Below are 12289 nucleotides of genomic sequence, written 5' to 3'. Positions count from 1 at the left end.
AATGGATAGAAAACAACTAGAAGAACAAATTATTAAAAACTACCAGAATGACGAAAAAATGATGATTCTAATTTTTGCACAATGGTGTATCAATAATGATATGGATCCAGAGGAGTTATATAAATTAGCCTATCCATATCAGGCTAATAACAGGGCATTGGAAGAAGCGATGGAATTAACCGTTCCCAAAATAGAATCAAACGAAATACCGGATCAAACCGTTTTACATGTCTTGCAGCTTTTTGGGAACGATGATTTAGCATTTGTTGTTCAAGGTGAAATTGATAAGAGAAAGTCTTAGAATGATGGATCGAATAATTTAACTAACGCTTGTGTTCCACTGTCTGCATCGCCTTTTTCAGCTAACTCTTTATATAGTTCTAAGGATAGCGCTAAGCCTGGAGTGGATAGTCCTAATTCTTCTGCTGATTCAATAGCTATAGTCATATCTTTTATGAAATGCTTTACATAGAATCCTGGGGCAAAGTCTCCTTCGATCATACGTGGAGCAAGCTTTGATAAAGAAAAACTTCCAGCTGCGCCAGTTGTTATGCTGTCCAAAACTCGTGACGGTTCAAGTCCAGCTTTTTTAGCATAAACAATGGCTTCACAAACCCCGATCATATTGGTAGCAATAGCAATTTGATTACTTAGCTTTGTATGTTGTCCTGCACCAGCTTGCCCTTGTAGGATAATATTTTCTCCCATTACTTCAAATACTGGTAAAACCGCATCGAATGCTTCTGGGTCCCCGCCAACCATAATTGCGAGTTTACCGCTTTTAGCGCCAATATCTCCACCAGAAACAGGTGCATCAAGAGCAAAAATCCCTTTTTCAACGGCTTTTTGATAAATCTCTATTGCTAAAGATGGTTTGGAAGTTGTCATGTCAATAATATAGGATCCTTCTTTAGCATGTTCAATAATCCCATTTTCACCAAAATATACTTCTTCTACATCCTGGGGATATCCAACAATTGTAATGACTACATCAGCTGTAGAAGCTAAATCAGATACAGAATCCTTCCATACTGCACCTTGATGTAATAATTCTTTTGCTTTTGATTTTGTCCGAGTATAAACCGAAACATTATATCCTGCCTTTAAAAGGTTTTGAACCATACTTCTTCCCATAACACCAGTTCCGATAAATCCGATATTTTTAAGCATGATGAAGCACTCCCTTTCTGCTTTTACTATATAATTATTTTCAATATTATAAAAGAAAAATCAATTATCGAGTCATTAGGTGCAGTTGTAGTTAGAGAAACAATTTATACTTTTTTCTATAGACCATTTTAAAGGGTTGAATGCCACATATTGACATGCTATTCAGATTGATATTATAGAATCAATCTAATGCTTTTACATATAGTATGATTAGCAACCTTTTTCAGTAGAAAGTATTATACTTTCCGCAGAATATATGAAAAACTACCACACTCCCTATGTGAGTTTTTCTAAAAGTAATCACGGATCATTGCTTTTTTAGGAGGCTAATACATGATTTCAAATCGACAGCAAGAAAAGTTTAAAGAAGTATTATTAGCTCGGCAAAATGAATTGATTAATCATGTTCAGGACCATTATGGGTTTAACTATGAGATGGCAAAAGAGTCCGTAGGTGAACTATCGAATTATGACAACCATCCTGCAGATTTAGGAACAGAATTATACGAAAGACAAAAGGACCTTGCCTTAAATGAGCATACAGAAAAGGAACTAGAAGAGATTAATGAGGCTTTACATGCGATAGAGGAAGGAACCTATGGGATATGTAGAGAATGTGGGGCAGATATCCCATTAGAGCGATTAGAAGCCATACCAACAACAGACCATTGTATCAATCATGCAGAAAGTGATACGTTTGAGCGGAATAGGCCGGTTGAAGAAGAGGTATTTAGTCCAAATATTAACCCCGATGAGGTAACAGATGAAGAACAAGTTGGTTATGATGCAGAGGACACATGGCAAGAAATTAGTCGTTATGGAACTTCTGAAACAGCATCAGACTTTTACGGTGACCGAGATAATTATGATGAAATGTATCCAAATAGCGATGAAAACGTGGGTGTTGTTGAGGATATCGAGGGATTTGTTGCCGCTGATCAACATGGAAATTATACAGGAGTAACTCCGAATCATAATAAATATGAGAACGAATTAGATATGGATTAATAAAATGCACAGCAGTCCCAAGTGATATGCTGTGCATTTTTTAATATAAAAGCTTTCCGCGGCGTATTGAAAAACTAACACATCAACTTTCCCTTTATCAAATGCGTGTTTTTCTAATGAAACACTTTCATTTAAAATATCTTTTGAATAAAAGGAGTAATGAGGAATGAAGGAAAATAAAGGATGTATGAAATGTGGCAGTATGGATGCAGACAAGAAGGAAGTTGCTATGACAGGTACGGGATTATCGAAAATGTTTGACGTACAGCATAATCAATTTATTGTTGTGTATTGTAAGAGTTGTGGGTATTCTGAGTTTTATAATAAGCGGGGTTCAACAGGTATGAACGTTCTTGACTTGTTCTTTGGATAAGTTTATTAAAGGGTCTAAATCTCCAAGTTATGGTGGAGATTTAGACCCTTTTTATGCAAAAAAGAAGGGAGGGAGGACCCTTCTTTTGAACACTTATTCATATCGATCTGTAAGCTTTAATTCAACGATTTGTTTTTCGCCATTTCTATAAACTTCAAGGCTGACAGAATCGCCTACTTGTGTTTCTGTATACATATATTTTCTAAGCTCTAAAGCAGTGGGTGTTTCATGCTCATCAATCTTCGTAATCACATCAAATTGTTGTAATCCAGCATCAGCTGCAGGGGATCCAGGTTCAACGCTTGCTACAACCATACCCTCTTCTATACCTTCAGGTAGGACAACATTATGACGATATTGCATTGGTACTTGATGGATGGTTGCCATGCTAATGCCAATAAACGGACGTTGCACCTTACCGGTTGTCTCTAATTGTTCCATAATAGGAAGGGCAGATTCCATTGGAATGGCAAATCCAATTCCTTCGACTTGAGTACTAGCAATCTTCATGGAGTTGATACCGATTACCTCGCCATTTGAATCAACTAAGGCCCCACCGCTATTACCGGGGTTGATGGCCGCATCGGTTTGGATAACTTCTGTAATCCAATCAGCAACACTATCCCCATTTGTATCCACAGATACGGAACGTTCAAGTCCACTAATGATTCCTTTCGTTAACGAGTTAGCAAATTCAATTCCAAGTGGGTTACCGATTGCATATACAGTTTCCCCTACTTGTTTACCATCAGCTGTTCCGAGCTTAGCAACCATATTAACATTATCTCCATCTATCTCTAATACAGCTAAATCGGTCAATTCATCTGTTCCAAGAACTTTGGCTGTAACCCGTTCATCATTAGATAACACAACTTCAACTTGTTCTGCTCCAGCTACAACATGGTGGTTTGTTACAACATAGGCTTTTCCATCTTCCTTTTTATAAATGATTCCAGATCCGGTTCCAGCCTCTTGACTATTAGTCCAGATATTTTGTTGTTGTAAGTTTGTCACACCTACAACAGCTTCAGCAACTTCAGCAAGATTAGTCGAACCTTTAGCATCTTCTGCTGCCATTGTGGTTATTATCTCTGGCTCTGATTTTGAGCTTGCTTTTGTTGATACTTCTGTATTACTTTCGTTGCCAAATGAGATTACATTGTTGGAAAGGAGTAGTATCAAAACAATGACAGGTATAAAACCCCCGAGCATACCAGAAAGGAATGCCTTGGTAGTGGTGGAAGCTTTAGAATTTTTCTTTTTTATCACTGGTTCTGAAGGAGAATTAGCTTCAGATTCGTGATCATTTATTTGTTCTGTTTGATGATAAGTAGTTTTTTCGGAGTCCTCATAATGATGCTGTTCATCATTATTAGGCTCTACTGGTATATTTTCATTTTCATTATTTTCCATTGATATTCATCCTTTCCTAAAAACTATATGTATAGCATATCCATTAGCGGTGGAATAGCTTAGGGATAATTGTGGAATAAATGTGGAAATAAGCAAAATATATTGTCTCACATTCTTATTAATGTGAAAATAGAAGAAAAATTAGGTAAAAGTGGTGAAGAAAATGAATTACCATATTGCTGTCATTGAAGATGATCCAAATATCCAAAACATCGTGTCAGCCTTCCTAAAGAAAGAAGGCTATCATGTTTCGATAATGGATTCAGCCGAAAAAGGGTTAAAACTTTGGAAGTCTAATCCACCGGATATGTGGATTGTAGATATAATGCTTCCAGGAATGGATGGATACGAATTTTGTAAGGTGATTCGTAATGAAAGTGATGTTCCGATAATTATTGTTTCTGCTAAAGATGAAGAAATTGATAAAATACTTGGGCTTGAGTTAGGTGGAGATGATTATTTAACAAAACCGTTTAGCCCTAGAGAATTAATGGCAAGGGTAAAGCGCGTATTTAAGCGCTACCGACCAGAGGGAAAAGAACAGATTAAAAACAATGAACAGGTGGTTGTAGAACAATTAGTAATTGATAAAAGTGATCGTCTTGTATTTTGGGCTGAAGAGGAACAGGACGTAACCACCAAGGAATTTGATATGTTGCTTTTATTTGCAGAAAATGTGAATCGTGCATTTTCCCGTGAAGAACTCCTCGTGCGTATCTGGGGAGACGATTACTTTGGAAGTGACCGTGCGGTAGATGATTTGGTGAAAAGGCTTCGGAAGAAAATAAAAGATCTACCACTTGAGACTGTTTGGGGATTTGGATACCGTCTTCGGGATAAAGAGGACTAAACAATGAAGTTACAATACCAATTAAATGCAGCATTTACAGCTTTACTTTTGATTATCATGGCCATTACGGGATATGTGGTTTATTCATTAATTTTGAATCTGTTAATCCAGGATGAACAAAGACAGCTGGAGCAAAAAGGTGAAATTTTGGTCAACGTATTAGATGAGGCATTTATATCAAGAGAAAACCTAATTGGCTTTAATGAATTTTTACAGGAGCAAGATTTACAACTATTCTTATATGATCGTACGCAAAATTCCGTACATTTCTCAACATTACCAACATCCATTGTTACTGGATTATTTATGAATAATGATTTCAGTAATACTGATGAAGAACTATGGGGATTTGGCAATGAAAAATATGTAACATCTAGAATCTTATTTGTTCCGGAAAGTCTTGGATTAGAACTGATTCTCCTTACGCCATTACAAGATCTGCAAATTGTACAAAGAGATTTTATCATGCGTATGTTACTTGTATTCATATTCGGAGCAATTGCTGCCATTGGTCTTAGTTATTTTCTTACTAGAAAACTGGTTACACCGTTAACTCGACTAAAATACCAACTTAAAAAAGTCGAAAAGCGTGAGTTTAATGAAATCAAACCAATAAATGCATCGGGAGAAATAAAAGAGGTTGCTCAAAGTGTTTATGATATGGCGAATGAGTTGCAACGGTATATAAATACGCAGCAGACGTTCTTCCAAAATGCTAGCCACGAACTAAAAACCCCACTTATGACAATACAAGGCTATGCAGAAGGAATTAAAGAAAAGGTATTTGATGAACAAGAGGAAGAAAAAGGACTGGAAGTTATTGTTTCAGAAGTAAACCGCTTAAAGAAAATAATTAATGAAATGATATTGCTAGCTAAGCTAGAAAGTGAAGAGATTACTTATCAAAAGGAGAAGGTTGTATTAACCACTTTAATTGATAAGGTAATGGAGAGGGCTTTACCTTTAGCAACGGAAAAAAATATAGAGCTTCGAAAAGAAGTGGAAGAAAGCATATATCTTAAAGGAGACGAAGAACGCTTATTACGCGCCTTACTTAATTTAGCTGTTAATGGAATCCGCCATGGAAAGAGTAAACTTGTAATTTCCTCCAGTATGCAAAGTAGTCAAATTATGATAACTATTGAGGATGATGGAGAAGGCATTTCTGAAGATTTAATGCCACATATTTTCCACAGATTTGTGAAAGGTAAGAATGGAGAGACTGGCCTAGGGCTAGCTATCTCTAGAGCCATCATTGAACAGTCTGGTGGAAAAATCCAAGCTGGGAAATCTCAACTAGGTGGCGCAAAATTCACCCTAATCTTTAATAAGTTATAGAACTACGGATGGTTTCTAATTTGTTTGCACGAAGGAGAGAACAAGCACCGGACTTTTTAAGTAGAATGTAGGCTTCCGTGAGAGCCCAACATCCACGATGGGAAAGGATAGCCACTTCGACGATTTTATTGAAAGAGGTCACCACTGTGATTAGAAGTAAAAGTAAAGTATTTTTGGGCCATGGGTAACTTTAGAGAGTAAAAAAAATTAAGACAACAATCCCCAAATATGATATAATTGTCTAGTTTGATTCACTCGCAAAACAAGAGGAGCGTACTTTATGCAATTAAGAGAAGATATTCGTAATATCGCAATTATTGCTCACGTTGACCATGGTAAGACTACATTAGTAGACCAACTACTAAAGTATTCAGGTACCTTTCGTGAAAATGAGCAAGTCGATGAACGTATGATGGATTCCAACGATATTGAGCGTGAACGTGGAATCACGATTTTAGCAAAGAATACAGCAATTAGCTATAACGATACAAGAATTAACATCTTAGATACACCAGGACACGCAGACTTCGGAGGCGAAGTTGAACGTATTCTGAAAATGGTTGATGGTGTTGCATTAGTGGTCGATGCCTATGAAGGTACCATGCCACAAACTCGATTTGTGTTGAAAAAGGCACTAGAACAAAAATTAACACCAATTGTTGTACTAAACAAAATTGACCGTCCTAATGCTAGACCGGAAGAAGTAATTGATGAAGTATTAGATCTATTCATTGAATTAGGTGCAGATGATGACCAATTAGAATTCCCGGTTGTCTATGCGTCTGCTTTAAACGGAACTTCAGGACTTGAGCCGGATGATCAACAAGAAACGATGGAGCCAATCTATAAAACAATTATTGAACATATTCCGGCTCCAGTTGATAACCGTGAAGATCCACTACAATTCCAAGTAACTTTATTAGACTATAATGATTATGTTGGACGTATTGGTATTGGACGTATTTCTCGTGGTAAAATTCATGTTGGTCAACAGGTTGTTGTTATGAAGAAGGATGGAAAACAAAAGTCCTTCCGCATTAGTAAGCTATTTGGTTTCTTCGGATTAAAACGATTAGAAATTGAAGAAGCGGGTGCTGGAGAGATCGTGGCAATTTCTGGATTAGATGACCTAAACGTTGGAGAGACTATCTGTCCACAGGATCATCCAGATGCGCTACCATTATTACACATTGATGAACCAACACTTCAAATGACTTTTGTTACAAACAATAGTCCATTTGCAGGACGTGAGGGTAAGTATATCACATCCCGTAAAATAGAAGAGCGTTTATTGAAACAATTAGAAACAGATGTAAGTTTACGTGTTGACCCAACTGAATCTCCTGACGCATGGATCGTATCAGGTCGTGGAGAATTACACTTATCAATTTTAATTGAGAATTTACGTCGTGAAGGTTTTGAACTTCAACTTTCAAAACCAAAAGTAATCTTAAAAGAAATTGATGGTGTTCTATCAGAACCGGTTGAACGAGTACAAGTAGACGTTCCAGAAGAGCATACTGGTGCTATTATGGAATCACTTGGTGCGCGTAAAGGTGAAATGCTTGATATGGTGAACTTTGGAAATGGTCAAGTTCGTCTTGAATTTAAAGTACCATCTCGTGGACTAATTGGTTACTCAACTGAATTTATGTCCCAAACACGTGGGTACGGAATTCTAAACCATACATTTGATGCTTATGAGCCAATGATTAAAGGTCAAGTTGGTGGAAGACGTCAAGGTGTTCTAGTAGCACTAGAAAATGGAAAAGCATCCACTTACGGAATCATGGGTCTTGAAGATCGTGGAGTTATCTTCGTAGAACCTGGTACAGAAGTATATGCGGGGATGATTGTTGGGGAGCATAACCGTGAAAATGACCTAACAGTTAATGTCACAAAAGAAAAACATTTAACCAACGTTCGTTCAGCAAATAAGGACCAAACATCAGTAATTCGTAAAACTAGAAACATGTCACTAGAAGAAGCTTTAGAATATTTGAATGATGATGAGTACTGTGAAGTAACTCCTGAATCTATTCGACTACGCAAGAAAATCTTAAATAAAAATGAACGTGAAAAGGCATCAAAACGTGCGAAAATGGTGTAATAACAAAAGGATACCTAAAGGTGGTTTACCCCTTTAGGTATCCTTTTTTTGTTTTTACATCATCATGATATGTTCTTTAATAAAGTTTACTTAAACAGTCAGTAAAAAAGGAAGTAAAACAATTGTTTGTTTTACTTCCCTTTTCTATTTGGTTTTTTATCTGGAATGTATTTTGTATAATAAGCAGCAAAGATTAAACTAATAAGGGCAAGTCCCCAAGTAGCTACTCCAGTCCATTGCAAATCAATACGTAAACCAAAAAACAATATCAACGCACTTAATCCAAGAAATATTGCGGTTAAATAGCGTTTCATCTAAAACACCTCGATATGGTGATTACTTAAAGTTTCACAACTTATTATATACTAGAGTCTAAGGATAGTGTGAGTCTTTTCTCCTATTTTTATAAGAATTATTTAACCTTCAATTATTGTCTTTGGTTTACGCGCTAAACAAAGAATTCCGGCAATCAACAATAGAATCCCATTCAAGATTCCCCCACCAAGTGTAATGATGGCATAGCCTACTCCTGTTGCAATGAAGATAATTCCTGCAGCTACTGGACGCTTATTACCCTTCACTAATACAACCGCAACAATACCTAAAATAATAGCTAAGATCGGTAAGATAACAATTAATATACCACCTTGTGCAAGGTTCATATTAAACAATTCTTCAAGTACCGTCATGTCAGATGAAGTTAAATCAAATTCAGATTGATTTTCTACCATGTATTCCTCTAGAGTATCCTTATTGTTTTCCATCCAAAGCCTAAAAATACCAAAAGCAACAGAGAATAGATAGAGAATCGAACCAATAATTCCAAGTGTAATTTCAGCAGTACGTTTCAAAAAAAATTCCTCCTTAATATGTATATTGCTATTTTATACGATTTTATCAGAGATTTGTTTCATTTATTACTAAAAAAGAATAAAAATTAAAGTGTAGAATTATTTCAAAAAATCAAATATCATATATGGTAAGGATATAGGAGGGATATTTGTGCGGGAAGTAGTCATTATCGATGGGGTTCGTACGGCTGTTGGGAGAAAAGGTGGGGCATTTTCAAATTATCGTGCAGATGAATTGTCAGCCGAGGTATTAGAAGAATTAATGCATCGGACGAAAGTTGAAAAAACTGAAGTGGAAGATGTAATTTTAGGATGTGTGACACAAGTAAACGAACAAGGGGGGAATATAGCACGTACTGCTGCTCTTATTGCAGGATTTCCACCCCATGTGCCAGGGGTAACAATTGATAGGCAGTGTGGCTCCAGCCAGCAAGCTATACACTTTGCGGCACAAGCCATTGCTGCGGGGGATATGGATATTGTAATTGCTGGTGGAGTTGAAAGCATGTCTCGTGCACCAATGTTTTCTAATATAGGAAAAACCAAACCTAGTAAAAAACTTCAAGAGAAGTATGAAATTGTAAATCAAGGTGTATCATCTGAAAAAATTGCAGACAAATGGCAGTTAACTAGGAAAGAGTTAGATACATATTCACTAGAGAGCCATAAAAAAGCATTGCATGCAATTGAAAAGGGGAATTTTGAAGCGGAAATTCACCCGGTTGAGGTAGAAGACGCAGTAGGAAATAGGCAAATTATTAAAGTGGATGAAGGGCCGAGGACAGATACATCTATAGAAGCCCTATCCAATCTTAAAGCAGTTTTTCAAGAAAATGGTAAAATAACAGCAGGAAATGCTAGTCAAATGAGTGATGGGGCAAGTGCAGTTTTACTAATGTCTGGAGAAAAAGCAAATGAGTTAGGTCTTAAACCTATGGCTAGAATAGTAGCCAAGGTTGTTATAGGCTCAGACCCAACTCTCATGTTGACAGGACCAATTGAAGCGACTAAACGCGTTTTAGAGAAAGCGGGACTCATCATAGAGGATATGGATCGCTATGAAGTAAATGAAGCATTTGCACCTGTACCACTTGCATGGCTGAGAGAAACAGATGCTGATCCTAATAAGTTGAATGTGAACGGTGGGGCAATTGCGCTAGGCCATCCGTTAGGTGCAACAGGAACGAAACTGATGACATCACTGTTGTACGAATTGGAGCGAATTAACGGCCGCTATGGTTTACTAGCTATTTGTGAAGGCATGGGGATGGCAAATGCTACGATTATTGAGCGAATAAAATAGTATCACCGGAAAACAACTGCCAACTGTTTTAATGAGCAGTTGTTTTTCTTTGCTAATTTTATGAGTTTGTATTTAATGAATTGTATTACATCAGCAGTTTTTTATAAACATCAACCAAAATCCAGAAACATCGGCCGCAATTCGAGAATATCGGCCGAGCTCCAGAAACATCGGCCAAAACTCGAGAATATCGGCCAAAATCCAGAAACATCGGCCACGATTCGAGAATATCGGCCGAGCTCCAGAAACATCGGCCATTATTCGAGAATATCGGCCAAAATTCAGAAACATCGGCCGCAATTCGAGAATATCGGCCAAAATCCAGAAAAATCAGCCGAGATTTGAGAATATCAGCCAAAACCCGTAAACATCAGCCACAAATCAAGAATATCAGCCAAAACCCGTAAATATCAGCCACAAATCAAGAATATCGGCCAAAATCCAGAAATATCCGCCAATAAAAATCGCTCGTTCATTCACCGGGTCATACAATATCTAGCCTAGTGAATGAAGAAAACCCTCTTTTGTCATATTAAGAATAACTATGTTGGACAAACTAATATAAATTGTAGAATTATTGAATAATAAGGAATTTATTTCGTGTTAACATGGTATAATTAGTTAAAAAGTATGAGGAGCAATTGTCTATGACTAGGGGGAAATTTATCAAGGTAATACTATTTTTGTTTATGGTTGTAGTATTAGCTTCCTGTGGTAAAGAAATATCAGAAGGCAAAATGGACCAAAATCGGACTGCTGGTTCACATATAGGAAAACCAATGGAGCATAGAGAACCAAAAGAACCAATTGAAATAACCAAAGAAATATCCATAACAGCGATTGGTGATATGCTCATTCATAATAGTGTTTATAATGATGCCGAGGTTGATTTAGGATATGACTTTAAACCTATGCTTAAACGTGTTGAACCATTTTTAAGTGATGCGACTATTTCAATTGCAAATCAAGAAACAATGATAGGTGGAGTGGAATTAGGATTATCTTCTTATCCTACCTTTAACAGTCCTACTGAAGTTGGTGATGCACTGAAATGGGCAGGGGTAGATGTTGTGTCACTAGCTAATAACCATACATTAGATCGTGGAGAAGAAGCTATCCAACGGGCCATTAAGCATTGGGAAACCATTGATATGATGTATTCCGGTGCTTATAAAGATGAGCAAGATCGTGAACAAATGAGGATTTATGAGACAGAAGAAGGAATTTCAGTTGCCTTTTTATCCTACACCTATGGTACAAATGGAATTCCAGTTCCAATAGGGAAGGACTACTTAGTTAATTTAATTGATCGAGAACTCATAGCGATGGAAATAAAAGAAGCAGAAAAAGAAGCAGATGTTGTTGTCGTAAGTCTCCATTTTGGAAACGAGTATGAGCGGATGCCGAATCAAATACAAAAGGATCTTGTTCAGTTTGTTGCCGATGAAGGAGCAGATGTTGTACTTGGACACCATCCACATGTATTACAACCGGTTGATTGGGTCGAAGGTGAAGATGGCAGTCGTACATTGGTTATATACTCTTTAGGAAACTTCCTATCTGGTCAAGATGAATTTTATCGAAAGATTGGTGGCATATTCAAATTTCACATTTCAAAAACAACTAAAGGTAGCGAAAAAGAAGTAACAGTCCATTCACCAGAATTCTTACCTACGTATGTAAAATACTCAAATTGGCAAGACTTTGAGGTCATTCCAATGTACCAATTAACCGATCAAGAATTACCAAATGCTAAAAAGCATTATGAAGAAATGAAAGAACATATGTCAATCTGGGTACCAGATTTAAAGTTTATTGAAGAATAATAAATAAGGATGTCTCAAAGAAGAAATTCTTTAAAGACATCCTTATT

Annotated in this window: 12 protein-coding genes; 8 read left to right on the top strand and 4 right to left on the bottom strand. The window is 36.8% G+C overall.

What is annotated here, in order from left to right:
- Position 1: 1 nt before the first annotated feature.
- Positions 2 to 301, top strand: coding sequence for a hypothetical protein (locus K332_RS0117350; protein ID WP_026908610.1), 300 nt, complete (start codon positions 2 to 4; stop codon positions 299 to 301).
- On the opposite strand, the gene K332_RS0117345 is transcribed toward K332_RS0117350, so the two are convergent.
- Complete coding sequence (locus tag K332_RS0117345) at positions 298 to 1170, bottom strand: NAD(P)-dependent oxidoreductase (RefSeq protein WP_026908609.1); 873 nt, start codon at positions 1168 to 1170, stop codon at positions 298 to 300. The genes K332_RS0117350 and K332_RS0117345 overlap by 4 nt on opposite strands.
- Before the next feature lie 333 nt (positions 1171 to 1503).
- On the opposite strand from K332_RS0117345, the gene K332_RS0117340 reads away from it, so the two are divergent.
- Together K332_RS0117340 and K332_RS0117335 are read left to right on the top strand one after the other, a co-directional pair.
- Entirely contained in the window at positions 1504 to 2178 is a 675-nt protein-coding gene (locus tag K332_RS0117340) for a TraR/DksA C4-type zinc finger protein (protein WP_026908608.1), read from the top strand.
- Between the two features lie 166 nt (positions 2179 to 2344).
- A complete protein-coding gene (locus K332_RS0117335; protein ID WP_026908607.1) occupies positions 2345 to 2551 on the top strand; it encodes a zinc ribbon domain-containing protein in 207 nt (68 codons plus the stop codon).
- Positions 2552 to 2644: 93 nt separating this feature from the next.
- Here the strand turns inward: K332_RS0117335 and K332_RS0117330 are convergent, their stop codons facing one another.
- Entirely contained in the window at positions 2645 to 3964 is a 1320-nt protein-coding gene (locus K332_RS0117330) for a S1C family serine protease (RefSeq protein WP_026908606.1), read from the bottom strand.
- A 163-nt stretch (positions 3965 to 4127) separates the two neighbouring features.
- On the opposite strand from K332_RS0117330, the gene K332_RS0117325 reads away from it, so the two are divergent.
- The 3 genes from K332_RS0117325 to typA all read left to right on the top strand — a co-directional run bounded on the left by K332_RS0117325 (position 4128) and on the right by typA (position 8262).
- On the top strand, positions 4128 to 4814 hold the full coding sequence (locus K332_RS0117325) for a response regulator transcription factor (RefSeq protein ID WP_026908605.1): 687 nt from the start codon (positions 4128 to 4130) through the stop codon (positions 4812 to 4814).
- Positions 4815 to 4817: 3 nt separating this feature from the next.
- On the top strand, positions 4818 to 6152 hold the full coding sequence (locus K332_RS0117320; protein WP_026908604.1) for a sensor histidine kinase: 1335 nt from the start codon (positions 4818 to 4820) through the stop codon (positions 6150 to 6152).
- A 280-nt stretch (positions 6153 to 6432) separates the two neighbouring features.
- Complete coding sequence (gene typA, locus K332_RS0117315; RefSeq protein ID WP_026908603.1) at positions 6433 to 8262, top strand: translational GTPase TypA; 1830 nt, start codon at positions 6433 to 6435, stop codon at positions 8260 to 8262.
- 131 nt (positions 8263 to 8393) lie between these two features.
- Here the strand turns inward: typA and K332_RS0117310 are convergent, their stop codons facing one another.
- Both K332_RS0117310 and K332_RS0117305 read right to left on the bottom strand, forming a co-directional pair.
- A complete protein-coding gene (locus K332_RS0117310; protein ID WP_026908602.1) occupies positions 8394 to 8576 on the bottom strand; it encodes a hypothetical protein in 183 nt (60 codons plus the stop codon).
- Positions 8577 to 8678: 102 nt separating this feature from the next.
- On the bottom strand, positions 8679 to 9113 hold the full coding sequence (locus K332_RS0117305; RefSeq protein ID WP_026908601.1) for a DUF4064 domain-containing protein: 435 nt from the start codon (positions 9111 to 9113) through the stop codon (positions 8679 to 8681).
- A gap of 151 nt (positions 9114 to 9264) precedes the next feature.
- On the opposite strand from K332_RS0117305, the gene K332_RS0117300 reads away from it, so the two are divergent.
- Positions 9265 to 10416 (top strand): thiolase family protein, encoded by a 1152-nt coding sequence (locus K332_RS0117300; RefSeq protein WP_026908600.1) that lies wholly within the window; start codon positions 9265 to 9267, stop codon positions 10414 to 10416.
- Between the two features lie 647 nt (positions 10417 to 11063).
- A complete protein-coding gene (locus tag K332_RS0117295; protein ID WP_026908599.1) occupies positions 11064 to 12242 on the top strand; it encodes a CapA family protein in 1179 nt (392 codons plus the stop codon).
- Positions 12243 to 12289: the final 47 nt, after the last annotated feature.

The organism is Paucisalibacillus globulus DSM 18846 (assembly GCF_000482485.1).
GTDB classification, from domain to species: domain Bacteria; phylum Bacillota; class Bacilli; order Bacillales; family Amphibacillaceae; genus Ornithinibacillus; species Ornithinibacillus globulus.
The sequence above is the reverse complement of the archived record's forward strand: the minus strand, read 5'-3'. Positions and strand labels throughout refer to the sequence as shown.